Source organism: Streptomyces xanthophaeus (assembly GCF_000725805.1).
Classification (GTDB): Bacteria; Actinomycetota; Actinomycetes; order Streptomycetales; family Streptomycetaceae; genus Streptomyces; species Streptomyces xanthophaeus.
Window position 1 is genome coordinate 666,970 of sequence record NZ_KL647132.1, and the last position, 24,790, is coordinate 691,759.

Sequence of the window (24,790 nt, forward strand, 5' to 3'; positions counted from 1 at the left end):
GCCCCTCGGCGAGGCCCCGACTCCCGCCACCCGACACCACCGACCGTCGCCCCGGCGATGGCGGACCCGGGTCGTCTCCTCTCGTCTGATCGGGATCTCCGGATCCAAACGGGCGCGGCACACCCGGACTTCGCCGGTCAGCGGCCGAGCCGGGTCCGGGATGGGCCGCGTACGGCGCATCATCGGGGCCCCTGTGGCAACACGGTCCTCATGACGCGGAAAATCGGTCCGGCCGCACGCCGGAGGATTCGGCCCTTGCTGCTCCTGCCGGTCCTGGTAGGCCTGATGGTGGGTTCGGGCACACTGCTGACCGGAGGCGGCACGGGACCTGCGGCGGACCAGGGACGGCTCCCATGGGAGGACCGGGTGAACCGGTACTTCGCCGAGGAACGCGTGGCACCGCTGACGACCTTCACCCGTTGGCTCTCCACACTGGCCGACACCGAGAGCGTCATCGGCGTGACCCTCGTCTGCGTCGTGGCCCTGCTGGTGCTGCCGCAGGTCGCGTGGCGGGCAGAGGCCCTCTTCCTCGCGGCCTCGGTCGTCACGCAGACGGCCGTCTTCCTGCTGGTGACGGCGCTCGTACGGCGTCCGCGCCCCGACGTCCCCCGCCTGGACGGCGCGCCACCGACCTCCAGCTTCCCGTCCGGACACGTCGGGGCCGCCGTCGCCCTGTACGGGGGACTGGCCGTCATCCTGCTGCTGAGGACACGCGGCCGCGGCCGGTGGCGGTACGCCGCGGCGACGGCCTTGCTGCTCGTTCCGGCTGCCGTGGCACTGTCCCGCGTGTACCGCGGCATGCATCACCCCACCGATGTGGCGGGCGGCCTGGTCAACGGCGCCGCGACCCTGCTGATCGTCGGGAGCGTCGTGCTGTCCGGTCGCGACGCGCCGACGTCGGGGACGGCGCGCACCGGCCCGCCGAGGCGAACGCGAACCACCGTGCGGGCCCTGGCGGCACGCTGCTCGGGGCCCGATGCCACCTTCGCCGCGAGACTCCTCCTGACCGCCGCCGTGACAGCCGCGGCATCCGTGCCCTTCGCGCTCTCCCTGGTCCTGGTGGAGTCCGGGTGGCCGCCGCTGTACCGGCTCGACGAGGCCGCGGCCGAGCGGCTGCACCAAGCCGCCCTCGGCCGTCCCGGCTGGGTGCGCGCCCTCCACGTCCTCACCGACTTCGTGTGGGACCCCGTGACACTGCGTCTGCTGGTCGCCCTGGTGGTGTTCTGGCTCCTGACCCGCCGCGCCTGGCGGCTCGCGGCCTGGGCGTCCGTGACGGCCGTGGCCGGCGCCCTGACCGGGGTGCTGGTCAAGAGCGTGGTGGAGCGCGCACGGCCGCACCTGCCCGATCCGGTCGCCCACGCGCCGGGGTTCTCCTTCCCGTCCGGCCACGCGATGACGGCCGTCACCTCGTGCGCCGTCCTCCTCCTGGTCCTGCTGCCCCTGGTACCCCGCGCCTGGCACCCGCTTGCCTGGGCACTCGCGGTGATCTCCGTGGTGGGCGTCGGCTGCACGCGCGTCGCGCTCGGGGTGCACTGGGTGAGCGACGTCGTGGGCGGATGGCTGCTCGGCCTCGCCGTGGTCGCCGCGACGACATGGGTCTTCGAGGCATGGCGGGCAGATGCCGGCAGGCGCCGGACGACCGTGACGCGGGAGGGCCTGGAGCCGGAGCTATCGGCCCCCGCTCCCGAACCGCCGCTGGACGTACGCGCCCCTGCGGCCGGGCCGACGGCCGCCGACCGCTGACGCAGCGACCCGTTTGACCCGGCCCCCTTGCCCCATCGACCTGTCGACCGCGTTCGTTCTCCACCTCAGGGAGGTCAGAGCCGCCAGTACGCACCCGCGCGGGAATCGACGTGCACCACGTGCCGGCCGACGCGCACCACGTGGTGGTCCGGACCGGACCAGGAGCCGGTGGCACCCTCGGCACCGGGCAGGGGGGTCCACACCTCCAGGAAGGTGCTGCCGTCCGGGTTGGTGCCCCGCTCGACGAGGTCCGCGCCCTCCCACCGGAAGGTGCCGGCGTCCTCGCCGGGCTCGCCCGTGAGGTGGTGGAAGTGCACCTGGGAGCCGTCGAAGGACGTCGTACCGGCGAAGCCCCGGCTGTCGGCGTAGTACGGCCCGGCCTGAAGCCACACCACTTCGCGGTCCTCGACGAGGGGCCCGCCGTTGCGGCTGATGCCGCGCCGCAGCCAGGCGCCGTGCCCGGGCACCGGGACGCCGGGGCCGCCCGGAACACGGCCCGACGGCCCCTGCTCAGGCCCGGTCATCGGTGGCGGTGGCGGGGTCGTCCAGGGCCAGGAGCGTCAGCGGTACGTTGCCGCGCACCGCCTGCGAGTACGGGCAGACCGCGTCCGCCCGGTGCAGCAGGGGCTGGAGGTCCGCCGCCCGCCACCCCGGCAGGCTGACGGTGAGGGTCACCGCGAGGCCGTAGCCCGCGGGCGTGTCCGTCGTGCCGAGCTGCACCTCGCAGGCCACCTGAGCGGCGGAGGCGTCCGCCCCGAACTCGGCGGCGACCTCCGCGAGCGCGGAAGTGAAACAGGCGGCGAAACCGGCCGCGAACAACTGCTCGGGGTTGGTGGTGCCGGGCACCTTCTTGCGCGGCGGGGCGAGGCGGACGTCCAGGCGCCCGTCGTCCGTGCGGACGGATCCGGTACGGCCCCCGGCGGCGTGCGCGGTCGTCCGGTACAGGCTGCGGGTGAGTGGCACGGTCATGGCGTTCGGCCCATCTTGCTCGACGAGGACGCTGCCCGGTGCGGACAGCGGACGGCGCTGCTCGTGCAGCACCTCGCGCGTCGTCGTGCGTAACCGGGTACGGCGCATCTCGTCCGGGGCCGTGGATCCGGCCGCCGGACAATCTAGCAACGCAGGCGGCCGGCCGGGGCCCGGCCCCCGGTGAAGTACCTCACCCGCCGTCGGGCCCGTCGGGCCCGTCGCGGTCCGGGGAAGCGGGCCGGTGCCGGCTGCGGTACGCCCCCGGGGGCATGCCCTCCCACCGGGTGAACGCACGGACCAGGGCCGTCGCACCGCTCAGGCCGACGAGGGGGGCGATCCGGTCCAGCGGCAGGGGCGTGGTCTCCAGTAGCCGCCTGGCCCGGCCGTGGCGGGCGGTGTCGAGGAGCGCGCGCCAGGACGTGCCCTCCGTGTGCAGGGCCCTGCGCAGTGTCCGGACGCTGAGGTTGAGCTCCTTGGCGGGGCCCTCGGGGACCGCGTCCCTGAGCGCTGCGCCCTCCAGCCACTGCCGTACCCGCTCGGCCACCGTCGGGGCCGCGGACAGCTGGTGCAGGAGCCGGTCGGCGTAGGCCCGGTGCAGGGCGTTGAGCGCCGGGTCGTAGAGGGGGCGCCGCCGGTCGAGGTCCTCGTTGGCGACGCTGATCGCGTTCTCCGGGGCGTCGAAGGTGACGGGGCAGCCGAGAACCCGGGCGTAGGGCTCGGCCGAGCCCGTACGGGGGTGGGCGAACGACACGGCCAGCGGCGCCCAGTCGTCGCCGGCGATCCAGCGGGCCGCCCGCACGATGCTGCTGACGATCGCCTCCACCTGCTGGGGGTGCATGTCCGCCGGGTCGACGGTCGGCCGGTAGCAGATCCGGCTGACGCTGCTGCCACGGTGCAGGGTCACGGTGCCCGCCTGGCTCACCAGAGGGTGGTAGCGCTCGGCCGCCTGAGCGGCGTCCGCGAGGCTGGCGCAGGTGAGGACGAGGTGGCCCAGGATGTGCAGGCCTTCGGGCCGGATACGGTCGCCCACGAGGAGCCCGGTGTGCGGGCCGGCGTCCCGGGCCCCGAGCACCGCCTCCCACAGAGCGCGCATCTCGCCGAACTCCAGCCGGTCCGTGGGCAGGGCCCAGGGACCGGACCCGCCGGAGCCGTCCGCAGTGGCGCTCAGGACGGCGAAGGCGTAACACGCGGTGACGGAGGGCGGCTCGGTGGTGGACACGGCCGTCAGTCAATGCGGGCGCGCCACCCCCGTCAACACCGTCCGCGGTAAGCCGCCGGGTGGGGATGCGGGTGCGGGCTCGGGGAGTCAACGCATTGGCCGCCGGAGTGAATGACGGCGCCGCGGCGCCGCTCCTAAGGTCGGCCTTCGGACACCGAGGGGATCCGGGGCCCCCGGAGCGCCGGGGAAGAGTGCTGCCCTGATCACCACCGCTCAGAGGAGTACGCCGTGATTCTCTTCCTGCTCCCCGCAGGCGACTACGACCCGACCGAGGCGGCGGTGCCCTGGGCCGCCCTGCGGGACGCCGGCTTCGAGGTGCGGTTCGCGACCCCCGGCGGGAAGGTCGCGCTCGCCGACCCCCGGCTCACGGACCTCGGCTTCTCCTGGCTGTCGCCCTGGCTGATGACCCGCCGCGCCGAGCTCGCCGCCTACCGGCGCCTCACCGAGGACCCGCATTTCCTCTCGCCCTCCCCGTACGCGGATGCCGACCCGGCCGAGATCACGGGCCTGTTCGTACCGGGCGGCCACGCCGCGGACATGCGGACGCTGCTCGAGGACGCCACCGCCCAGCAGTTGTTCGCCCGGGTCTTCACCCAGGGGCTGCCGGTGGGGGCCGTCTGCCACGGCGTGCTGCTCGCCGCCCGGGCCAAGGATCCCGCCACGGGGCGCTCGGTCCTCCACGGCCGGCGGACGACGGCCCTGACGTCCCTGCTGGAGTTGACCGGATGGAACCTCACCCGGTTCTGGCTGGGGCGCTACTACCGCACGTACCGCACCACCGTGCAGCAGGAGGTCACCGCGGCGCTCGCCGATCCGGCCCACTTCCTCGCCGGCCCGCCGCTGCCCGTCCGCGACACCGCCGCCAGGCCCGGACGCGGCTTCGCCGTCAGGGACGGCAACTACGTCTCCGCGCGGTGGCCCGGCGACTGCCACCGCCTGGCGGCGGAGTACCTGGACCTGGTCCGTGCCCACGAGGCGGGAGCGGTGCACCGGCCGGCTTGAGTCCGGCCGTACCGCAGGGCCGGATACCGAAGAACCCTCTCCGCATGGTCAGGAACGCATCGTGAAAGGGATGGGGATGAATCGACGAAAAGCCTCGGGACGCAGAGCATCAGGCCGCAGCCGGTACGTGTTGATCGGTCTGGTCCTCGCCATGGCAGCCCTGGTACTCGGCCCCGCAGCCACCGGCGCGTCGGCGGGCCCGCAGTGGTGGGAGCCCGTGGCGCGCCCGGCCCCGGACTCGCAGGTCAACGTCACCGGGGCGCCGTTCACCGGGACGGATGCCCAGGGCCGCGTCCGCGGATACGTCGACGGGCACGTCCACCTGATGTCCGACGAGGGCTTCGGAGGACGGCTGGTCTGCGGGAAGGTCTTCTCGACGGCGGGGGTGGCGGACGCCCTCAAGGACTGTCCCGAGCACTATCCCGACGGGGTCCTCGCCCTCTTCGACATGATCACCAAGGGTGGTGACGGCCGGCACGACCCGAACGGCTGGCCGGCGTTCCGCGACTGGCCGGCCCATGACTCCTCCACCCACCAGCAGACCTACTATGCCTGGGTGGAGCGTGCCTGGCGGGGCGGCCAGCGGATCCTGGTGAACGACATGGTCACCAACGGAGTCATCTGCTCGCTCTACTTCTTCAAGGACCGCGGCTGCGACGAAATGACCGCGATCAGGCTCCAGATCCAGAAGACCTACGAACTCCAGGACTACGTCGACGCCATGTACGGCGGCGCCGGCAAGGGCTGGTTCCGCGTCGTCACCGAGCCCGGCCAGGCCCGCAAGGTGATCGAGGAGGGCAAGCTCGCCGTCGTCCTCGGGGTGGAGACCTCCGAACCGTTCGGCTGCAAGCAGGTGCTGGACGGCGCCCGCTGCACCATGGCGGACATCGACCGCGGCCTGGACGAACTGCATCGCCTGGGCGTGCGCAGCATGTTCCTGTGCCACAAGTTCGACAACGCCCTGTGCGGCGTCCGGTTCGACTCGGGCACCCAGGGCATGGCCATCAACGTCGGCCAGTTCCTGTCGACGGGCACCTTCTGGAGCACGGAGCCCTGCCCCGGCCCCGAGCACGACAACCCGATCGGCTTCGGGCTCGCCGCCGGAGCGGCTGCGGAGGGCCATGAAGGCGCGGGCGCCACGGCGCAAGCAGAGGCCCGGATCCGCGGCGCCCTGCCGGCAGGGGTCGAACTGCCGCAGTACGGCGCGTCCTTGCAGGCGGCACAGTGCAACCGCCGCGGCCTGACCGCACTGGGCGAATACGCGGTGCTGGGCATGATGAAGCGCAACATGATGCTGGAGATCGACCACATGAGCGTCAAGGCGGCGAACCAGGCGCTGCGCGTGCTCGAAGCCGAGCGCTACTCCGGCGTCCTGTCCACCCACGGCTGGATGGACGACAACTGGACCGAGCGGGTCTACGGCCTGGGCGGCTTCATCACCGGACACATGTACGAGGCACCCGCGTTCACCGCCGAGGCGCGCAGACACGCCGCCCTGCGCGCCGAGTACGGCGCCGGATACGGGATCGGGACCGACATGAACGGCTTCGCCTGGCTCCCGGGGCCCCGGGCCGAGGCCGGGAGCAACCCCGTCCGCTACCCCTTCCGCAGCCCCGACGGCGGCTCGGTCCTCGACCGCCAGGTCACCGGCTCGCGCGTCTGGGACGTCAACACGGACGGCGGCGGCACCCACTACGGCCTCGTACCGGACTGGATCGAGGACATCCGGGTCACCGGCGGCCAGGACGTGGTGGACGAGCTCATGCAGGGCGCCGAAGGCTACCTGCGCATGTGGGAGCGCACCCGAGGCCACACCACGCCCTACGCGCCCCTGGTCCGCGGCCACCGCGCCCACGCCGGGCACCTGGCCTCCTCACGCTCCCTGCCGGCCGGATTCACCCACGAGGCGGTGTGGAAGGTGCTGCGGGACCCCGCGCCCGGCACGGTCCGGCTCTACGAGTGCAAGGCGGCGGACCACTCGCTCCTGACACCCGACCCGGGTTGCGAGGGCCAACAGCCCCTCGGCGCGGTCGGATACGTGCACACCAAGGCGGTGCCCGGCTCGGTGCCCCTCTACCGCTGCTACGCACCGTCCGTCTTCGACCACTTCGTCTCCAACCGGGCCGACTGCGAGGGGCCCTATACGAAGGAGGGCCTGCTCGGCTACGCCATGCCGGCGGCCGCGCCGTAGCGATCAGCGAGCTCTGCCGGTGCCCGCCTGTGAGGGACACAGGCGGGCACCGGCGGCCTGTCAGGGCCGGGGCCGGGTCGGGGGCCCGGGCTGTCAGGCGAGCCAGTGGTTACCGGTGATGGCGATCATCACCTGGAGCTGGATGCTGGAGCCGTAGTAGCTGCCCGGGTCGAGCGGTGTGGCGCCCAGCTCGTTCCACAGCGCGTCGAGCCAGGCCTGACTGCCGGGGTCGGTGGCGGCGGCCACGGCGAACGGCGCGATGAAGGCGACCGAGGAACCGGGCTCGCCGGCAGCGGCGCCGTCGAGCTGGTAACCCTGCCGGATGTTGTCGGGGTTGCCTCCGGTCGTCTGCTTGATCCAGGCGTTCATCTTGCGGACGGCGGCAAGTGAGCGGCTGTCGCCGCTGGTCAGGGCGTCCACCCCGATGCGCCAGGGGTCGCGACAGGCGTTCCACGAGTAGGCGCCGTCGAGCGGACTCTCCAGCACTTCGCCGGGAGCGGGCCTGGGGTTGGTCCTGGTGTCGACGACGAAGTCGGGGAGGAGCCCGGTGGAAGGGGCGTACCGGGACTGCAGGTCGGCGATGAGGGTCTGGTGCTTGTCGCGCACGGTGTCCCAAGTCGCGTCGCCCGTCGCCTTCTTGAATGCGCGGAAGTGGCCGGGTAGCCAGTCCGAGGTGCGGCTGACGGTCTCCCACTGAGCCTCGTGCAGGGCCCAGTCGCCGAGGTTCGTGAGGTGGGTGGCGGAGACGAGCTCGCTGCGCTTGATGGCGTTGATGCGCCTGACGGCGAGGGCCTTGTAGTCGTGTGCGCCGGTGTTGCTGCCCCACTGCCTGTCGGCCAGCAGGAGGGCGTAGGCGATCTCCAGGTCGCCGTCCGTGGCGGAGTCGCCTCCGTTGACGCTCTGGCAGTTGCTGTTCTGCTCGGCCGCGTGCAGGTCCGGGTCGATGCCCGAGGGGTGGTCGAGGACGTACCTCAGGACGCGGTCGAAGGAGGTGCGGGCATCGGGGTCGGCGCCGGCCATGGTCGCCAGGATGGTCAGGCCGTATCCCTGGCCCTCGGCGACGTAGGGGTGGTCGGCATCGGTCGAGGCGATGGCGGACCAGGCGCCGTTCGCGCAGTCGGAGGTGACGAAGGCGGCCTTCCACTGCTGGTAGTAGGCCACCACCTTGGCGTCGTTGGCCGCCTGGTTCCCGGAGACCTTGATGGTGCCGGCCGCGTAGGGGAAGGTGTGGCTGCCGAACGGCACGTTGGCGCCGGGCGCGGTGCCCGTGTCCGTGGTCACGCTCACCGCGGCCGAGGCCGGTGAGACGTTGCCCGCCGCGTCGCGCGCCCGGACGGTGAAGGTGTGGGGAGTGCCCGCCGCCAGGCCGGCGACGGTGGCGCCGGTCCCGGTCACCGTGCTCACCTTGGCCGCCCCCTGGTAGACCTCGTAGCCGGTGACGCCGACGTTGTCCGTGGCGGCGTCCCAGGCCAGCGTCACGCTGGAGGAGGTCTTGCCTGTCGAGCGCAGGCCGCCCGGGGTCGTGGGTGCCTGGGTGTCGCCGCCGCCGCTTCCGCCCGGGCCGTCCAGGCTGATGTCGTCCGCGTGGTAAGTGCCCTGTCCGTACCAGCCGTTGACGTATATCTCGGCGCTGGTCTGCGAGGCACCCGTGGTGAAGGACACGCTCAGCCGGGTGTAGGCGCCCGCCGAGGACGTCCAGGTCGAGGGGCCGCCGGTGACACCGAGGTAGACGTGGCTGCCGCGGACCCACCCCGACAGCGTGTACGCGGTGTCGGGCTGCACCGCGACGGTCTGCTTGCACTGGGCGGTGTCGCTCGAACTGGCCGTGCCGGCCAGCGCCTTCGCGCCGCCGTGCACGGGGCTGCTCACCACGGACCCCAGGCCGCCGGAACACGACCAGCCGGACAGCGAGCCGCTCTCGAATCCGGGATCGGTCAGCAGGTTGGCGGCTTGGGCCGGTCCGGGTGCGGTGAGCACGGCGGCCGCCCCCATCAATGTCGCGCCTGCCGCGCCGAGCAAGCGGGATCGGAAACGCACGGAGCCTCCCGGTGAGGGGGAATGGGCGGTGTCGGGATCGCGGTGCACCAGGTGTTGAGGCTGCGCTCCGGCACCGTGGGGGATGGCTCGACAGCTTCCTGAACAAGGCCGTTCGCCGTCAAGGGTTTTGGTTAGGAAACTTTACTTCTCATTGATGGGAGGAGCCGGGCCCTGTTTCGATCGGACTGATCGAAACAGGGCCGGGGAGAGGCCGAGCTCCCGAGTCGGCACGGTGGCGTACGGACCGGGCCGGCCAAGGGCGTCGACGCGTACGACGCCGGGCACGCCGCGGCCGGGGGATCCGCCAGACTTCCTCAGCCGCTCAGTTCACGCGCTCGATGCGTGCTCGCCGGATGAGGTTCTTGCCGGGTTCGCGGACCTTGTCGAAGGCTGCGTTGTTCAGCAGGACGCAGCTGCCTGAGGGGCCGGTCACCTTCAGCTTCGTTCCGGCGGGGAAGGTCCCGCTGCTCGCCGCGGGCGGTCCGGCCTCGCCCGACAGCGTCACCGTCGACCCCGGGCACACGACCTCCCCGGTGGCCGGTGGCGCCTGACCGCTCGCCGCACCGGATGCACCGGTCGCACCCGTCGCACCGGTCGGTGCGTCGCCGCCGCCCACGCGCTCGATGCGTGCTCGCCGGATGAGGTTCTTGCCGGGTTCGCGGACCTTGTCGAAGGCTGCGTTGTTCAGCAGGACGCAGCTGCCTGAGGGGCCGATGCGTGCTCGCCGGATGAGGTTCTTGCCGGGTTCGCGGACCTTGTCGAAGGCTGCGTTGTTCAGCAGGACGCAGCTGCCTGAGGGGCCGTTGACGGTGACGGTGGTCGCTTGGCCGTTGTCCAGGTTGGTCACCTTCAGCTTCGTTCCGGCGGGGAAGGTCCCGCTGCTCGCCGCGGGCGGTCCGGCCTCGCCCGACAGCGTCACCGTCGACCCCGGGCACACGACCCGGGCACACGACGTCGGGGACGGATGCGTTGCCGGTCGCGACCGTGGCGATGACCCCTCCGGCGACAAGGGCTCCCGTGGTGACAGAGAGCACGAGCTTCTTCGTAGAACTCATAGTCCGTTTCCGGGACATAGACACTCCTCGATCCGATGGACGCTGCTCCCCTCGTCCTGCATACGCCCGACGTCACGAGCGAGTTCAGTCCTTGTCACCGCATGACAAATACAGCCGTGGAAAAGCCGCCCCGGAGTACCGGGGCGGCTTCATGAGGCGCTGCGCGGGCCGCCTAGGGGCAGCTGATGCGGGCATCGCCCGGGTCGGTCGTGCACGTGTCGGTGCCGAGGCCGCCGTTCGCGGTGTCGTTGCCTGCGACGGCGTCGACCGTGTTGAGCCGGTCGTTGCCGAAGTTGCCCAGCAGGGTGTCGTTCCCGTTGCCGCCGTTGAGGGTGTCGTCGCCGTAGCTGCCGTCGACGTTGTCGTTGCCCCCGCCACCGTGGACCGTGTCGTTGCCGTAGCCCGGGCGGATCGTGTCGTTGCCGCTGAGACCGCAGATCACGTCGGTGAAGTAGCCGCCGTTCAGGGTGTCCGCGCCACTGGTGCCGATGATCGTGCAGCCGCGGGCGTTGTTCACGGTGGTGTTCGCCGTGGCCCTGTCGTTGCCGGGCACCGGGTCGGTCTCCGCCGCGTCCGCCGTGGCGGTGTCGGCGAGGGTGCCGGTGCTCCGGGGCTCGGCCACCACGGTCACGGTGGTGGACGCGCCGGCGGCGAGGGTGCCCAGGGTGCAGCTCGCGCTGGTGGCGGTGGTGGTGCAGCTGCCCTGGCCGGGCGCGGCCGACAGGACGGTGGCGCCGGCTCCGGTGAGGGTGTCGGCCAGCGTGACCGCCGTCGCCGGGGTGGTGGCGCTGGTGTTGCGCACCGTCACCGTGTACGTCGCCTGGTCGCCGATGCTGACCGTGCCGGGACCGGACACGGTGACGGCCAGGTCCGCGCTGGGCGGGGTCGGCGGAGTGCTGCCGCCGCCCTCGTACCGGGCCAGCGCGAAGTCCTCGCCCGCCCCGCCGCCGCCCGCGGCGACGAGCCTGCCGTCGGGCAGCAGCGCCACCGAGCGGGCCAGGTCGGCTCCCCCGAGGTTCGTGGCGACCGCCCCGTCGCCACCGCCGAAGCCCGTGTCCGGGCTGCCGTTGGTGAGGTAGCGGGCCAGCGCGAAGTCGCCGTTGCCACCACCGACCGCGACGAGCTTGCCGTCGGACTGCTGGACCACGTCGTACGCCGAGCTGCCGCCCTGGGGCCCACCGAGGTTGGTGGTCACCCTGCCGTCACCGTCGAAGCCCGTGTCGAGGGTGCCGTCGGCGTTGTAGCGGGTCAGCGAGAACACACCGGGACCGGAGCCGCCCACGGCCACGATCCTGCCGTCCGCCTGCACCACCACGTCCTGGGCGGTGTCCATGGCCCCCAGGTCGGTGGTCACCTTGCCGTCGCCGCTGAAGCTGGTGTCGAGGGAGCCGTCGGCGTTGTAGCGGGCCAGTGCGAAGTCCCGGACGAGGCCCTCGGTGGTGTCGCCGGCGGCGATGATCCTGCCGTCGGCCTGGAGCGCCAGTCCGTAGGCCGTGCTGCCCTCCTGGAGGCCTCCGAAGTCGGTGAACAGCTTGCCGTCGCCGTCGAAGCCGGTGTCCAGGCTGCCGTCCAGGGCGTTGTACCGGGCCAGTGCGAACACACCGCCCACACCGCCTCCGGCCACGATCTTGCCGTCGGACTGCACCACCACGTCGGAGCCCTGGTCGGCGCCGCCGCCCCCGAAGTCGGTGACCGCCTTGCCGTCGCCGTCGAAGGTCGTGTCCAGGCTGCCGTCCGGGTTGTAGCGGACCACCGTGAACCAGGCGATGCCGCCTTCGAGGTTCTCGCTGACGCCGACGACGACGATCTTGCCGTCGGCCTGCAGGGCCACGCCGTCGGCCGCGTCGGAGCCGCCGGCGATGTCGGTGGACACCCTGCCTCCGTCGCCGAACGTGGTGTCCAGGCTGCCGTCGGCGTTGTAGCGGACCGCCGCGAAATTGCCGACGAAGTCCGACACGTCGGCGCCGACGGCGACGATCTTGCCGTCGGGCTGCACCACCATGTCGGCGGCGGCTTCGGAGGAGCCGAGGTCGGTGGTCACCATCCCGTCGCCGCCGCCGAACGAGGGATCCAGATCGCCCGGGGCGGCCAGTGCCGCCCCGGGCAGTGCCACGGTGAGGGCCAGGCCCAGGGCCACCACCGCGCCGATCCGGTCGGCGCGGCGCCGTCGGCCACCTCTCCCGACCCGTCCGGGAACCCAGCGCGCACCCCACGTGAATGTCGACATGCAGACCTCTCCGCCGCTGCTCGCCCTGTCTTCGTCACTCCTCGTGACGGGGCACAGCTTCCGACCGCCGCTGCGGCGGGACGTCGGCGGCTCGCCGGACTCGCGCCGCCGACGAGGGCGATTCCACTCGACCGCCGTATGCCGGACCGGGCCCGCGGGGCGCAGCCGGGGGGCCTTCGGGCAGAGGGGAGAGGGGAGAGGGGAGAGGGGATGCTGCGCCGTGCCATCCGGCGCGGGGACGCTGCTCGTCAAGCGGCCCGCGGACCAGGGGTGGCAGCGCGGGAAGCGTCCACGCCACCCACGCGCACCGCTTCCACCAGCCGCTGGTGCAGTTCGCGGCTCTCGCCCTCGGAGGCACACGCCAGGGGACTGCCCTGCAGCGTGAACCACTCCGAGGAGCCGGTGTACTGCACGGCCAGCTGCGCATGCGTTCCCGTCCAGGTGGTGTGCACCGTGAGATCGCCGGAAATCGCGCCTTGCTCCTCCGTGAGGACTCCGCCTGCACCGGAGAACACGCCCGTAGTCGTCCATGACGCCCAAGTCATCGGTACCGACCTCCCGGGACAGGCTTGCTCACTGCGACGCTTCGGCGCCCATTCGAGTAGAGCACGCCGACCGGGGAGACGCTCTCCAGGCTGTGGAGGCGGGCGTCAGCGACCGGCGGAGGCCCTTGCGGGGCCGACGGGTCCGTCCAGGGGAAGGACGGCCACGATGGACTTGCCCCCCTGCTCGGTCGGCCTGATCGTCACGCTCCGTGCGAGCCTGAGCACCAGGGGCCAGCCGAAGCCGCCCACGGGGACCGTTCCGGCCCGGCGGGGCGTGACGAAGGGTGCGTCGCGGCTGGCGTCCGTGACCACGAGCTGCAGCCCGTCCTCGACCACCGCGGCGCTGAAGTCGAGCAGCCCGCCGCCATGCCGGATCGCGTTGCTCACCAGCTCCGACGTCACGAGCAGGGCATCGGTCAACGCCTCGTGAGCGGACGGGGAGCCAGTGCCGTCAGCGCGTTCGCGGGAGCACTCGATGAGCGACCGCACATGGTTCCTGGCCTGCGCGGCAGTCCGGGGGGCGGGGACCGCCGTACTTCTCTGCGCGTACCGCACCGTTCACATCACCTCACTTCACCGCAGCTCACCGCATCGTCGAGACGTCTTCCACGGCGCGGCCCGTCCGTGTACGTGTGCCCTGCATGAGCCGTCGGAATCGCAGCGGCAAACATATGCATCGTCCGGCTCCTGCGCGGCCGGGTTCATCGTCCCCGCGGCGGGAGGTCGACGACCATCGCCTCGGGCACGCTGGCGGCCTTGGTGAACGCCCGGTCCGCACCGGTCAGTTCCAGCAGTCGTGCCAGCCGCGGCGGTACCTCGCCCGCCAGCACCACGTGGCGGTCCAGCACGGGCTGCAACATGATGCTGAGGGCCGTCGAATCGACGAAGGTCACCCCGCCGACGTCCAGCACGAAGCGCGTGACGCCGGGAGCCTCCGGATCCATGGCCGTCCGCAGCTCATGCACCGTGTCCATGTCGAACTCGCCGGCCAGCACGACGACGCGCACGTCCCCGTGCGACTGCATCTCGACGTAGTTGCGTGCGTCGGCGTTCTCCGTGACCATCTTCCCCACTCTCGAATTCTGGACGTCGTCAGACGGTCCGCGGCAGCTTCACCACGGTGACGAAGAAGTCGTCGATCTGCTGGATCGCACGGATGAACTGGTCGAGGTCGACCGGCTTCGTCACGTACGCGTTCGCGTGCAGCTTGTAGCTGCGCAGGATGTCCTCCTCGGCCGCGGAGGTGGTGAGCACGACCACCGGGATGTGATTCAGCTCGGGATCCGACTTGATCTTCTCAAGGACCTGCCGGCCGTCGTACTTGGGCAGGTTCAGATCGAGGAGGATCAGATCGGGACGCGGCGCGGAGGTGTGCTCCCCGCGGCGGTAGAGGAAGTCCAGCGCCTCCAGGCCGTCCCGCACCACGTGCAGGACGTTGCCGATCTTGTTGTCCTCGAACGCCTCACGGGTCATGAGTTCGTCGCCCGCGTCGTCTTCGACGAGCAGGACTTCCGCGGGCGTCGCCTGCGGCCGGGCATCGGATGTGGTCATAGGGAGCTTCCTTCGGGGGCCGCGGGGGCGGGGGCGGACGGTGTGGTGGGGGAGGGGGCGCCGGCCGCGGCCGGATCCGTGACGGCGCCCTCGTCCTCCTGGGCGAGTACCGGCAGGGTGAACACCAGCCGGGCGCCCTCGGTGTGCGTGGGGTCGATCCGGATCTGCCCGCCCGCGTGCTCGACGATCTTCTTGCAGAGCGAGAGACCGATTCCCGTGCCACCGTAGGTCGTCCGGCCGTGGAGCCGCTGGAAGATGACGAAGACCTTCTCCGCGAACTCGGCCGGGATGCCGATCCCGTTGTCCGTGACCGTGAAGGTGTGGAACCCCGCAGTCGCCTCTTCCTCGCTCACCTCGATCTCGACGCGCGGCGCGCGGTCGGGAGCGCGGAACTTGATGGCGTTCCCGATCAGGTTCTGCCAGAGCATCGTCAGGAGCGTCGGATCACCCAGTACCTCGGGCAGCCGGTCCGGCCGGATCACCTCCGCGTCGCTCTCCTCCACGGCGGCGGCGAGGTTGCGCAGCGCCCGGTCGAGCGTCCCGTCCAGGGCCACCTCTTCCCGGGCGTCCTGCACACGGCCCACCCGGGAGAACGTCAGCAGGTCGTTGATCAGGACCTGCATGCGCTTCGCACCGTCGACGGCGAAGCCGATGTACTGGGCGCCGCGCTCGTCGAGCCGGTCCCCGTAGCGCTTCTCCAGCAGCTGACAGAAGGAGGCCACCTTGCGCAGCGGCTCCTGCAGGTCGTGCGAGGCGACGTACGCGAACTGTTCCAGCTCGGCATTCGAACGCCGCAGCTCCGCCGCCTGCTCGTCGAGGGACGCGGCCGTGCGCTTCAGCTCCTCCGCCGTGCGCTGCGAAGCCGTCAGCTCCGCCACGGTCCGCCTGCGCATGGACTCGACGGCCTCCGCGAGCGAGCGCAGGTCGGACGGCCCGCGTTGCGGGATCTCCTCCTCGAAAGCCCCTGCCGCGACCCGCCGGGAAGCCGCCCGCACCTCGGCGAGGGGGCGCAGCACACCGACGTTCAGCAGCACCGCGAGCCCGAGGCCCGCCAGCAGGAAGGCCGCCACGATCACCAGGAGTATGCGGTCCCGCTCGGAGCGGGCCTCGTCGAAGGTCACGCGGGCATCGCTCTGGAGCCGGTCGAGGCGCGCCTGCTGCGCGGCGATCCGCTCGCGCACCTCGTCGAAGCGCTCCTTGCCGGACTGGACGGACGGAGCCTGGCCCTCCCCGCGCGCCGCGGCGAGCGAGGGCGTGGCGAACTCGTCCTGCCAGATCCGCGTCGCCTCCCGCACGGCATCGGTGTCGGCCCGGACCCCCTCGTCGCCGTCGAGGTCCGTCGCGAGCCTCTCGACGGCGCTCCGTTCGTTCTGCAGGCCGCGCTCGTACGGTTCCAGGAGGACCGGGTCGCGGCCCAGGAGGTATCCGCGGATCCCGGTCTCCTGGTCCAGCAGGGCCGCCTCCAGCCGGAGCGCGTCCCGCTGCGCCGGCAGGAGGTCGTCGACCAGCCGGTTGCCCGCGGTGGTGGTGTGCGACAGGAGGGCGGCTCCGACCGCGGCCGTGCCGACGACCATCAGCGCCAGCATGGCCGCCGCCGTGGTGAACCACGTGCGCAGGCTCGCCCGACGGCGCGGTTTCCCGCCGTCCACGGCTTCGGGCCGGGTCTGCGGACCGGTTTCGGGACGGGACTCTGCTTCTTCCGGGACGTTCACGAGGAGCTGTTCCATTCGAGGTGGAGTACGGCGACGTCGTCGGCCAGGCCACCCCAGTCGGCGGCCAGTCCCTGCGCCGCGTGGATGAGGGTGTCGACGAAGGCCTCGGCGGACAGGTCGGCGTGGTGCCGGGCGAGTTCCAGGAGCCCGCTCTCGTCCAGACGCTCCGGGCCCGGGCCGACGCGGCCCTCGATCAGCCCGTCCGTGAACATCATCACGGCGTCCCCCGGTTCCATCTCGACTTCGGTGACGGGCCAGCCCGAGCCCCAGCCCGGCAGGATGCCGAGAGCGGGGCCGCCGGGCACCTCCACCAGGCGCACGCCGCCGGGGGACCGGACGAGGAAGCCCGGGTGCCCGGCCCGCTGCGCGGCGACGGTGCGGCCGCCGGGGGCGCGGGTGACCGCTATCAGCGTGGCGAATATCTCGGGCCCGGACCGCTCGGCGAGCAGGATCTCCTCCAGGAGGTCGAGCAGCTTCTCGCCCCGGGCGCCGGCCATCACGAAGGCGCGCCACGCCACCCGCAGGCACACGCCGAGGGCTGCCTCGGCGGGACCGTGCCCGGACACGTCGCCCACGACCGCGTGCGTGGCCCCGTCCGGGGTCTGGACGACGTCGTAGAAATCCCCGCCGAGGAGCGCCTGGGCCCTGCCGGGCTGGTACCGGGCGCACACCGTGACGGCGTCGTCCAGCAGCAGGGGGGTCGGCAGCAGTCCGCGTTCGAGGCGGGCGTTCTCCTCGGCCCGCAGCCGGCTCGCCTGCAGCGCGACGGCCGCCAGCTCCGTCTGCTTGCGCTGGATCGCGTACCGGATGGCACGCATGAAGACGTCGGCCTCCAGCCGGCCCTTGACCAGGTAGTCCTGGGCTCCGGCGGCGACGGCCGCCAAGCCCGCCTGCTCCTCCGACAGCCCCGTGAGGACCACCACGGCCGCCTCGGCCGACACGGTGAGTACCCGGTTCAGGGCGTCCAGGCCCTGGGCGTCGGGGAGGTGCAGATCGAGCAGGACGCACTGGGGCGACGTCGACTTGAGGAGGTCCAGGGCCTGGGCGAGCGAGCGGGCCCGGTCGAGCCGGACGTCGATCCCGCTGTCCTCCACCAGTTCCTCGACGAGGAGGGCGTCCCCCTCGTCGTCCTCGATGACCAGTACGCGCGGTGGCAGGCCGCTCCACAGGGCGCGTGAAGGGTCCTCCTCGACCAGCGCGGTCAGGCCGAGAGAGCTCTCCACGCGCCGCATCCTCTCCCCACGAAGTTCGCACACTCGACAGAGGCCCGGTTGGGCCGGACATGAGCTTAGAGTGATCATTTGCCGTTAGGCAATGTTTGAACTGGTCAATTATCCTCGCGCGCGGCCGGGGCGGCCCCGCCCCGGCCGTCCCGGCCGTGCCAGTCGAGGCAGAGGACCATGGCGTCGTCCGAGGCCTGGATGTCACCCCGGTGCACCGCCAGCTCCTTCAGCACCGCCTGCGGCACCTGGGAGGGTGGCAGCAGACGGGTGCTCATCACGGCCCTGGTCAGAGCGTTCAGGCTGTACCGCTCCCCACGGGGCGAGACGACGTCATAGACCCCGTCGCTGAGGAAGAACAGCCGGTCTCCCGGAAGCACCCGGAACCGCTGGGTGGTGTAGACGGTGTCCTCGAACATGCCCAAGGGCAGCTGGGCCTCCAGCTCGACCGCCTCCACCGCGCCCGCGCGCAGCCGCCAGATCCGCGGCGAGCCGGCGTCGACGACCTCCACCTCCCCTGTACGCAGACAGAAGCGGAGCAGCAGCATCGCCAGGTACTGGTCGCCCTGGTGCTGGCCGTAGACGGCCTGGTCGGCGAGGGCGGCCTGATCCGCGAGCGTCAGCCCGGCCCGGCGCGCGTTGCGCAGGGCACTCACCGCCAGGTGCGTGAGCAGCGCCGCATCGATCCCCTCGCCCATGCCGTTGTTGACCGTCAGGATCAGGTCGTCGGCGGACGCCGACCAGTCGAAACTGTCACCGAAGATGGCGTAGGCGGGCTCCAGCTGACCACCGAGGTCGTACTCGGGCCGGGAACAGGAGCGCCCCGGCAGGAGCTGCCACTGCATCTCGGCGGCCAGGGTGAGGCGGGCGGCCCGCCGCGCACGCAGGAAGAGATCCGTGTCACGTTCGGCCACCAGGAGCTCGTGACCCAGGGCGTCGGCCACCTCCTGGAGGTCCCCGAGGGCCCCGGGCGCGTAGGCGTCGGCCGGGAGAACCGCGCTCAGGACCGCGAGACGGTCACCGCGCACGCTCACCGGCAGGTGCACCGTCACCTCGTTCCCCCGGGTCACCACGTGGGCCTCCTGCGCCCCGAAGGCCCGGCCCGGGTCACTGGTGTGCACCGGAACGGATCCGGACGTATCGTCCGCGCGCGGGGCGACGGGCTGGAGGCGTGCCAAGGCGTAGTCCGCCATCAGCAGGTCGACGGACGTCGCACCGAACCGCAGGGACAGGAGTTCCCGAACCCGGTCGACGAGCTCGTGCGGAGCGGCGCGGCGCAGGATGCGCTCCACTCCCTCGGACGTTGCCACGGGCGGTCCTGCCTTCCTCGGAGCTGCCAAGATGGGGGCGACGAGTCCGCCGGCTCGTTGGACAACGGCAGCGTTCGCGTCAGGTGGGGAGTGTCACATGAGTCGCAGTCCGGACCGGCCCCCTCTCCACATCACGTCCGGAGTGGCGGAGATGAGTGACCTGATCGAGCTGCTGGAGGTGGTGTGGGAGCGGGGCCGCGACACGGTCAGCGCGCCGCCCGTCTCCTCCGCCCAGGCACGGGTCCTCTTCCTCCTGGAGGACAACGAGGGGATCAACCTGCGCACGCTCGGCCAGCTGATCGGGGCGGCCGCGCCGTCCGTCACGCGGCTGTGCGACCGTCTGGAGGCCGTCGGCTTTGTCGAACGGCACGTCCGTCCCGAGGACCGGCGCGCGTCGCAGGTGGCATTGACCTCCGCGGGCCGCACGTACCTGGAGCAGCTGCGGGAACGCAGGAAAGAGGCGTTGACCGAGGCGATGGCGGCCATGCCGGCGGCCTCCCGCGCCGCCCTGGCGCTGGGCCTGGCCGACTTCCGGGCCGCCGTCACCCGCCCGCTGAGGCTCCCTCCCGCCGACGGCCTCGTGCCCCGCAGCGCCTGACGAGGTGCGCCGCTCTAGGGGTGGTAGAGCTCCTGGGCGCGGGCGCAGTCCACGGGCCCGTCCTGCGGCAGGTGCAGGAAGTACTCCGACTGCCATCCTTGCGCGGCGTCGGCCTGGCGGTTGGTGGTGATCACCCAGGGCGGGTAGACGCGGAAGGCGCGTTTCCCGCCCGAACCGTCCGCCGACACGACACCGTGCCGGCGGAGCGCGTCCACGGGGATGACGAAGTGGCCGCGGTGGTGCTGGTCGCGGGTGCTGATGACGAAGAGGTCGACGGGGTCCGTCGTGTCGAAGGGCTGGATGGGCCCGCCCGGGGACCTCTTCCACACGGTGACGAACTGGCCGACCTTCGTGGGGGTCACCTTGGCTGCGCGGAATCGGACGGAGAGCCCGTCGATGACGAGCACGTGGGCGGCGTACGCGGCGCTCTCGGCTTCGGGAACGGGCAGCGAACAGCTGAACCCGCACGGGTCGTAGACGAGCGCCTTCGCCGCGAGCAGCTCACCGTGGGCCGGGGCGCCGTCCGGCCACGGGGTGAAGTCGGCGGGATCGAGGGCGGATGGGTACGCGCGGTCGGCTGTCATCCGTCGACCTTGCCACGCCTACGTGCGCCGCGCGGAGGAGGGCCAGGGGCGGCCGGCGGAGGGGAGCGCCGACGCCGCTGACGCCGGCGGGGGGAAAGGTGTGTCCCGTCGTCCGTGGGGAGTGGGTGCGGGGCTAGGCTCGGGGCGTGGGACAGCCTGAGCAGCGCGCCGATGGTGCAGGACCGTTCACGACCCGGCTCGCCTGGAACCGCTCTGAACGGGAGACGGTGGTTTGGGAGTCGCGGACCGCGCGCAGGCGCGGGGCGCTGTCGGTCCGCGGCCCGGGGGACGCGGTCACGATGCTCCCGAGTGCCGATGCCGAGGCTCGCGGCCGTCTCCGAAGGCTCAACGCCGTCGCCTCGGGTGCGTTCGTCGTCGGTGGAGCACTCTTCGCCCTCGGTGCCGCAGTCTCACAGTTCGGCTCGGGCGACGCGGCCGAGAGCGCCGCGATCTACTTCGTGGGCGGCTTGTTCTTCAATGTCGGGGGCTACGTCTCGCTCTTGCAGGTGATGAACGCACCCCGCGACTCCCAGGGGGGCGGCCCGCTGGTCACGGCCCGCTGGACGTGGTGGGCGTACGAGCCGATGCGCTTGGACTGGCTGACCACCTTCGTGCTGTTCGCCGGGACGCTCGTGTTCGGCGTCAATCTGCTGGATTCGTTCCTGCAGGGGCTCTCCGTCCAGCAGACCAACCGACTGATCTGGACTCCCGACATGGTCGGATGCCTGCTGTTCCTGGTCTCGGGACATCTCGCCTTCGCCGAGATCTGCCATCGGCCCTGGCCCTGTTTCCGATCGCGCAGCCTCGGCTGGTGGATCGTCGCGGTGAATCAGCTCGGGTCGTGGCTCTTCATGGTCTCGGCACTCGCGGCGTTCACCCGTCCTGCCACCGGCAGCATGGTCAACACCGGCATCGCGAACTGGGCAACGCTGTCCGGCGCGTTGTGCTTCTCGCTCGGCGGCGTGCTCCAGGCCTACGAACGGCCCTTGTGAGGTGAGGCGGACAGTGCTGCGAGCTCCGCATTGGCGCGCTCGGTGACCAGGGCGAGGACACGGCCGGCGGCGGCCAGGTCGGCGGCGGGTATACCGCCCCAGATGCGGGCGCTGACGGGGCCGGTCTCCGCGCCGACGGCGGCCATCAGCTCGCGCCCCGCATCCGTGGGGTGGAGGTGCGCGCCGTCCGAGACGAGCAACTGCCTGGCCGTCAGCTCGTCGAGCGTGGCGTGGACGGCGGCCGGATCGGCCTTGAGGGAGCCCTGGACCTGAGCCGCGAGATCGTCCGGCGTCCGCGGGCCGTCGGCGGTGAGCGCGGCGCGCAGGGCGATCTGCTGCTGGAACGTCACCCCGTGCCGGGCCAGCACGTACTCCAGGACGCCGCGGGCGGCGTAGTGGGCCAGACCGAGGGCGCGGGCGTCGGCGACGGGTTCGGTGGTGGAGGCGGCGGTGGACGCGGCGGTGGATGCGGTGGCCGTCATGGTGTGCTCCCCTGAGTGCTCTCGTCGTTCGGTACGGATGGAGCGAGCGGTGCGCCGAGCAAGGTCCTCAGCTCGTCGGTGAACGCCTGCGTCCGTGGGGCGTCGAGCCCGCCGAGCGGCTCCAGCAACTGCTGGAGCAGTTGCTGGACCTCTGCGATGGCCTGCCGGGTGACGGCCTGCCCCTGCTCGGTGAGGACGAGCTGTACGGCACGCGGATCGCGGGGGTCGCGGGTGCGCTCGATCAGGCCGGCCGGCTCCAGGACGCGCGCCAGCTTCGAGACGTACAGCGCCTCCAGGCCGGTGTGGTCGGCGAGTCGGCGCTGGCTGGGCCGTTCGCCGGTGCGCTGCAAGCCGTACAGCGACGCGAGCAGGACGTACTGCGCGTGGGTGAGACCCAGCGGCGCGACCGTGCGATCGACCGCGACGCGCCACTTGTTGGCGAGCCGCCATACCAGGAAGCCGGGCGTGTGGCCCGGTGAAGCCTTGCTCATGACAAATAGAGTACATGGCTACTGTAGCCATGGCTACTATATTCCGCGGGCGTGACGGCGTGCCCCGGAGGGGCCGGTCCGGCTGCGGTGGTTTTCGGACGCGGGGTGTGGAATTCGGTCAGAAGTCCGTCCGCGCCGTCCCGGGCGGCGAATCAAACCCTTGACGTCTCAGCAGATGGACGATTAGCCTCATGATCGTTTAGTGATGTTACTTGCGGGTTCAACCTGCACGGGGGAATGCGGTAACCATGCTCAGAACATGCAGAAGCACTGCGTTGGAACGGCCCGGGAACTCTCGGACTGCGGCTCATGACCTCCGATGTACGGGGAAGTGGTCCGAAAGCTCGACATCGTGTCCGTGACGAGTGCAGAAAAACAGACTCCGAAGTTCACGCCCCTCCTCAAGTCCTCCGTATTCCGGCGGTTCTTCATCAGCCGGGCCATCTCCCTCATAGGTGACGCGGTCGTCCCGACCGCCCTGGCCCTCAGCCTCGTGGCGCGCGAGGCCTCGGCCGTCTGGCTCGGCACCATGATGGCCGCGGCGATCCTGCCCAAGGTCCTCCTGCTGGCGATCGGCGGAGTGGCCGCCGACCGGCTGCCCAAGCGGCCGCTGATGGTCGCCTCCTCGGTCGTGTGCGGAGTCGCCCAGATCGGCACGGCCGCCGTCTTCCTGGCCGACGCGTCCCTGTGGTGGGCGCTCGCCTGCCAGGCCGTCTTCGGCATGTCGATGGCGATCGGATACCCCGCGACGTTCGGGTACCTGCCGCACTGCGTCGAACCCAAGGACCTCGGGGCCGCCAACGCCCTCGTCGGAGCCTGGACCGGAACGGCCTCCCTGCTCGGCCCCACCGTGGCCGCCGTGAGCGCAGCGATCGGGCCGCCCTCCGCCGCGCTCGCCGTGGACGGGGCTTCCTTCCTCGTCAGCGCCGCACTCCTGGCCGGCCTGCCGCGCGGGGAGGCCACCGGGTCGCCCCGGCCCGCGGGAGCCGGGCTGCGCGAGGGCTGGCAGGCCCTGCGCGGCCTGCCCTGGCTGCTGCGCATGACGGTGGTCGACAGCCTCATCCTGCTCCTGGTCGCCGCGCCCTTCATGGTGCTCGGGCCCGGCATCGTGCAGCACCTCACCCCCAACGGGTGGGCCCTGCTGATGGTCTCCTTCGCCCTGGGCGAGCTCCTGGGCAGCCTGGCCTGCGGCCGCGCCCGGCTGCGCCGCCCGATCCTGACCGCCGCGCTCGGACTGCTGGCGATGGGCCTGCCCCCGCTGCTGCTCGCCGCGGGCGCCGGAGTGCCGGCCCTGTGTGCCGCGCAGTTCCTCGCGGGCGCGGGTATCGCCGCGTACGGCGTACTCGTCAACACCGCCATCCAGCAGACGGTCCCGGCCGACCGGCTCTCCCGGGTCGGGGCGATCTCCTCGATCGGCTCCTTCGCCTTCCTGCCGCTCGGGTACGTGCTCGCCCCGCTCCTCGCGAGCGTCGTCGGCCCGGAGCCGCTGCTGTGGATCGCGGCGGTCTGGGCGGTCGCTTCCGTCGGCGCGCTGATCTCGGACCGCGCGCTGCGTGAATTCGGTCCTGGTTCCCGTATCGAACCGGTTCCGCATGCCCCGGGACGAGAATCCGGAGAAGAAATCTGATGCCGGTCACCCGCCATTCCGGCGTGGCCGACTGGGCCCGCAGCATATCGCCGGGTTCACCTGTGCCGGAAATAGAGAGAACCGTTCCGTGGCTGGCCGCTGAGGAAGGAAGAATCAGCAGCGAGCAATACGTGCTCGCCTCCGGTCCGACCGAATCCTCAATTCTCGGAGCGCCGTCGCCGAGCGGCGGGTCCGGAGCGCAATTCGCGACCTGTTACGTCATCCCGCACGACTGCCCGCACACCACCTATGCCACCTGGTCCGCCCTCTTCGGTTCCCCGTTGCGGGACCTCCTGCACCGGCTGCCTGACGACGCTGAGGCGGACCGCCTGCGGGAGGCGGCGGCGGAACTGGGGTCGCGCCTGCCCGCCCCGGACACCGACACCCTCGCCGTGGTCTCACCCGGATCGACGCGACCGGGTGTCACCCAGGGCGCGGGCGGGGCACGCGCCCTGGCCGAGCTGGTGTCCGGCGCCGAGCGGATCGCGACCGAACGGGGCCTGCCCGTGGTGGAGTTCGGCAACGTACGGGACGAACCCGAATGGGCCCCGCTGCACCGGACCCTGAGCGACCGCGGCTACGTACCGGTGACCACCGGAGCCGACGCGGTCCTCGACGCCCCCGCCACCGGGCTCGACGCCTACTTCGACGGCTTCCGCTCCCACCGGCGCAAGGTCCTCCGCAAGGAACGGGCCCGGTTCCTGGAGCTCGGGCACCACGTCGAGGTGCTCGGCGCCGACGGCCTGACCCCCGACCTGGTGGAGCTTCAGCTCGACCGGTACCGGCGTTACGGGCACGAGGCCGACGCCGACGCCGTACGCGACCGGTTCCGGCGCGCCGCCTCGATCCCGGGGCTGCGCGTCCTGCGCGCCGACGGCGCGGACGGTCCGCTGGGATTCGTCGCCTTCTACGAAGACCTCCCGCACCGGCGCCTCATCCCGCGCCTCGGCGCGTTCAGCACCGAGGACCGGGGCAGCTACTTCAACCTCGCCTACTACGAACTCATCGCCCACGCGGCACGAGGCGGTGGATTCCGCATCCATTACGGGGAGTCGACCTACGGCGCCAAGGCGGCCCGGGGCTGCCGACTGACCCGGCTCGTGACCTACTTCCGCGCGGCCGACCCGCACCTGCACGACGCCCTCACCGCGGCCGGAGCCATCCGTTCACGCCTCGAAGAGCGGGAAATCGCCGCCGCCGAGAGCACCTACGCCGCTTCCTGACCGGAGGCCGCG

General features: G+C 71.9%; 23 protein-coding genes, 1 pseudogene and 1 riboswitch. Of the genes and pseudogenes, 8 read left to right on the forward strand and 16 right to left on the reverse strand.

Translation table 11 applies throughout. The features are described from left to right. Positions 1–285: 285 nt before the first annotated feature. Positions 286–849, forward strand: a pseudogene (locus IO30_RS47325) (phosphatase PAP2 family protein); the annotation flags it as partial. Between the two features lie 102 nt (positions 850–951). Continuing rightward, the gene (locus IO30_RS44965; RefSeq protein ID WP_031148965.1) at positions 952–1,743 is read left to right on the forward strand and encodes a phosphatase PAP2 family protein; all 792 of its coding nucleotides are present in this window, start codon (positions 952–954) and stop codon (positions 1,741–1,743) included. A 74-nt stretch (positions 1,744–1,817) separates the two neighbouring features. Here IO30_RS44965 and IO30_RS0132400 read toward each other — a convergent pair whose 3' ends face one another. From IO30_RS0132400 to IO30_RS0132410, 3 genes are all read right to left on the reverse strand, one after another. Next, on the reverse strand, positions 1,818–2,210 hold the full coding sequence (locus tag IO30_RS0132400; protein ID WP_157853418.1) for a hypothetical protein: 393 nt from the start codon (positions 2,208–2,210) through the stop codon (positions 1,818–1,820). Between the two features lie 43 nt (positions 2,211–2,253). Beyond that, positions 2,254–2,712 (reverse strand): Ohr family peroxiredoxin, encoded by a 459-nt coding sequence (locus IO30_RS0132405; RefSeq protein WP_031148969.1) that lies wholly within the window; start codon positions 2,710–2,712, stop codon positions 2,254–2,256. Positions 2,713–2,786: 74 nt separating this feature from the next. After that, positions 2,787–2,850, reverse strand: a riboswitch (guanidine-III (ykkC-III) riboswitch). A gap of 52 nt (positions 2,851–2,902) precedes the next feature. Next, positions 2,903–3,931, reverse strand: a complete 1,029-nt coding sequence (locus IO30_RS0132410) for an AraC family transcriptional regulator (RefSeq protein WP_031148970.1) — start codon at positions 3,929–3,931, stop codon at positions 2,903–2,905. 228 nt (positions 3,932–4,159) lie between these two features. On the opposite strand from IO30_RS0132410, the gene IO30_RS0132415 reads away from it, so the two are divergent. Both IO30_RS0132415 and IO30_RS0132420 read left to right on the forward strand, forming a co-directional pair. Continuing rightward, positions 4,160–4,933: a type 1 glutamine amidotransferase domain-containing protein gene (locus tag IO30_RS0132415; protein WP_031148972.1), complete on the forward strand. Its 774-nt coding sequence runs from the start codon at positions 4,160–4,162 to the stop codon at positions 4,931–4,933. Positions 4,934–5,084: 151 nt separating this feature from the next. Next, positions 5,085–7,124: an amidohydrolase family protein gene (locus IO30_RS0132420; RefSeq protein WP_237403274.1), complete on the forward strand. Its 2,040-nt coding sequence runs from the start codon at positions 5,085–5,087 to the stop codon at positions 7,122–7,124. 93 nt (positions 7,125–7,217) lie between these two features. Here the strand turns inward: IO30_RS0132420 and IO30_RS44020 are convergent, their stop codons facing one another. The 10 genes from IO30_RS44020 to IO30_RS0132470 form a co-directional block, all read right to left on the reverse strand. After that, a complete protein-coding gene (locus tag IO30_RS44020; RefSeq protein WP_078904874.1) occupies positions 7,218–9,116 on the reverse strand; it encodes a glycosyl hydrolase family 8 in 1,899 nt (632 codons plus the stop codon). A gap of 367 nt (positions 9,117–9,483) precedes the next feature. Then, positions 9,484–10,080, reverse strand: a complete 597-nt coding sequence (locus IO30_RS47330) for an RlpA-like double-psi beta-barrel domain-containing protein (RefSeq protein WP_245234265.1) — start codon at positions 10,078–10,080, stop codon at positions 9,484–9,486. Between the two features lie 308 nt (positions 10,081–10,388). Next, a complete protein-coding gene (locus IO30_RS0132435; protein ID WP_051902722.1) occupies positions 10,389–12,443 on the reverse strand; it encodes a DUF11 domain-containing protein in 2,055 nt (684 codons plus the stop codon). 248 nt (positions 12,444–12,691) lie between these two features. After that, entirely contained in the window at positions 12,692–12,988 is a 297-nt protein-coding gene (locus IO30_RS0132440; protein ID WP_031148981.1) for a hypothetical protein, read from the reverse strand. A gap of 105 nt (positions 12,989–13,093) precedes the next feature. After that, entirely contained in the window at positions 13,094–13,543 is a 450-nt protein-coding gene (locus IO30_RS0132445) for an ATP-binding protein (protein WP_051859620.1), read from the reverse strand. Between the two features lie 146 nt (positions 13,544–13,689). Continuing rightward, complete coding sequence (locus IO30_RS0132450; protein WP_234321835.1) at positions 13,690–14,052, reverse strand: STAS domain-containing protein; 363 nt, start codon at positions 14,050–14,052, stop codon at positions 13,690–13,692. Positions 14,053–14,080: 28 nt separating this feature from the next. After that, positions 14,081–14,539, reverse strand: coding sequence for a response regulator (locus IO30_RS0132455; RefSeq protein ID WP_031148987.1), 459 nt, complete (start codon positions 14,537–14,539; stop codon positions 14,081–14,083). Next, the gene (locus IO30_RS0132460; protein ID WP_078904236.1) at positions 14,536–16,266 is read right to left on the reverse strand and encodes a sensor histidine kinase; all 1,731 of its coding nucleotides are present in this window, start codon (positions 16,264–16,266) and stop codon (positions 14,536–14,538) included. Before IO30_RS0132460 ends, IO30_RS0132455 begins: the two co-directional genes overlap by 4 nt. After that, the gene (locus IO30_RS0132465) at positions 16,248–17,483 is read right to left on the reverse strand and encodes a PP2C family protein-serine/threonine phosphatase (protein ID WP_078904237.1); all 1,236 of its coding nucleotides are present in this window, start codon (positions 17,481–17,483) and stop codon (positions 16,248–16,250) included. The genes IO30_RS0132460 and IO30_RS0132465 overlap by 19 nt, the downstream gene beginning before the upstream one ends. A gap of 95 nt (positions 17,484–17,578) precedes the next feature. Next, entirely contained in the window at positions 17,579–18,781 is a 1,203-nt protein-coding gene (locus tag IO30_RS0132470) for a PP2C family protein-serine/threonine phosphatase (RefSeq protein WP_031148992.1), read from the reverse strand. A gap of 151 nt (positions 18,782–18,932) precedes the next feature. Between IO30_RS0132470 and IO30_RS41300 the strand changes: the two genes are divergently transcribed. After that, positions 18,933–19,379 (forward strand): MarR family winged helix-turn-helix transcriptional regulator, encoded by a 447-nt coding sequence (locus tag IO30_RS41300; protein ID WP_234321832.1) that lies wholly within the window; start codon positions 18,933–18,935, stop codon positions 19,377–19,379. Between the two features lie 14 nt (positions 19,380–19,393). Here IO30_RS41300 and IO30_RS0132480 read toward each other — a convergent pair whose 3' ends face one another. Continuing rightward, positions 19,394–19,963: a MepB family protein gene (locus tag IO30_RS0132480; protein ID WP_078904876.1), complete on the reverse strand. Its 570-nt coding sequence runs from the start codon at positions 19,961–19,963 to the stop codon at positions 19,394–19,396. A gap of 146 nt (positions 19,964–20,109) precedes the next feature. Here IO30_RS0132480 and IO30_RS0132485 point away from each other — a divergent pair, with 146 nt between their 5' ends. Beyond that, on the forward strand, positions 20,110–20,955 hold the full coding sequence (locus tag IO30_RS0132485; protein ID WP_031148998.1) for a hypothetical protein: 846 nt from the start codon (positions 20,110–20,112) through the stop codon (positions 20,953–20,955). On the opposite strand, the gene IO30_RS0132490 is transcribed toward IO30_RS0132485, so the two are convergent. Together IO30_RS0132490 and IO30_RS0132495 are read right to left on the reverse strand one after the other, a co-directional pair. Beyond that, complete coding sequence (locus tag IO30_RS0132490) at positions 20,937–21,437, reverse strand: MarR family winged helix-turn-helix transcriptional regulator (protein ID WP_031149000.1); 501 nt, start codon at positions 21,435–21,437, stop codon at positions 20,937–20,939. The genes IO30_RS0132485 and IO30_RS0132490 overlap by 19 nt on opposite strands. After that, a complete protein-coding gene (locus IO30_RS0132495) occupies positions 21,434–21,928 on the reverse strand; it encodes a MarR family winged helix-turn-helix transcriptional regulator (RefSeq protein WP_031149002.1) in 495 nt (164 codons plus the stop codon). The genes IO30_RS0132490 and IO30_RS0132495 overlap by 4 nt, the downstream gene beginning before the upstream one ends. A 358-nt stretch (positions 21,929–22,286) precedes the next feature. Between IO30_RS0132495 and IO30_RS0132500 the strand changes: the two genes are divergently transcribed. Beyond that, entirely contained in the window at positions 22,287–23,555 is a 1,269-nt protein-coding gene (locus tag IO30_RS0132500; RefSeq protein ID WP_157853419.1) for an MFS transporter, read from the forward strand. A 131-nt stretch (positions 23,556–23,686) separates the two neighbouring features. After that, positions 23,687–24,778, forward strand: a complete 1,092-nt coding sequence (locus IO30_RS0132505) for a GNAT family N-acetyltransferase (protein WP_031149006.1) — start codon at positions 23,687–23,689, stop codon at positions 24,776–24,778. The last annotated feature ends 12 nt before the right edge of the window (positions 24,779–24,790 follow it).

Coding starts and splice junctions, on each gene's coding strand:
- IO30_RS0132455 (WP_031148987.1), bottom strand. CDS start 14,539: ATGACCACATCCGATGCCCGGCCGCAGGCGACGCCCGCGGAAGTCCTG.
- IO30_RS0132480 (WP_078904876.1), bottom strand. CDS start 19,963: ATGACAGCCGACCGCGCGTACCCATCCGCCCTCGATCCCGCCGACTTC.
- IO30_RS0132420 (WP_237403274.1), top strand. CDS start 5,085: ATGGCAGCCCTGGTACTCGGCCCCGCAGCCACCGGCGCGTCGGCGGGC.
- IO30_RS0132465 (WP_078904237.1), bottom strand. CDS start 17,483: ATGCGGCGCGTGGAGAGCTCTCTCGGCCTGACCGCGCTGGTCGAGGAG.
- IO30_RS0132450 (WP_234321835.1), bottom strand. CDS start 14,052: ATGGTCACGGAGAACGCCGACGCACGCAACTACGTCGAGATGCAGTCG.
- IO30_RS0132405 (WP_031148969.1), bottom strand. CDS start 2,712: ATGACCGTGCCACTCACCCGCAGCCTGTACCGGACGACCGCGCACGCC.
- IO30_RS44020 (WP_078904874.1), bottom strand. CDS start 9,116: ATGGGGGCGGCCGCCGTGCTCACCGCACCCGGACCGGCCCAAGCCGCC.
- IO30_RS0132495 (WP_031149002.1), bottom strand. CDS start 21,928: ATGAGCAAGGCTTCACCGGGCCACACGCCCGGCTTCCTGGTATGGCGG.
- IO30_RS0132435 (WP_051902722.1), bottom strand. CDS start 12,443: ATGTCGACATTCACGTGGGGTGCGCGCTGGGTTCCCGGACGGGTCGGG.
- IO30_RS0132490 (WP_031149000.1), bottom strand. CDS start 21,437: ATGACGGCCACCGCATCCACCGCCGCGTCCACCGCCGCCTCCACCACC.
- IO30_RS0132440 (WP_031148981.1), bottom strand. CDS start 12,988: ATGACTTGGGCGTCATGGACGACTACGGGCGTGTTCTCCGGTGCAGGC.
- IO30_RS41300 (WP_234321832.1), top strand. CDS start 18,933: ATGAGTGACCTGATCGAGCTGCTGGAGGTGGTGTGGGAGCGGGGCCGC.
- IO30_RS0132460 (WP_078904236.1), bottom strand. CDS start 16,266: ATGGAACAGCTCCTCGTGAACGTCCCGGAAGAAGCAGAGTCCCGTCCC.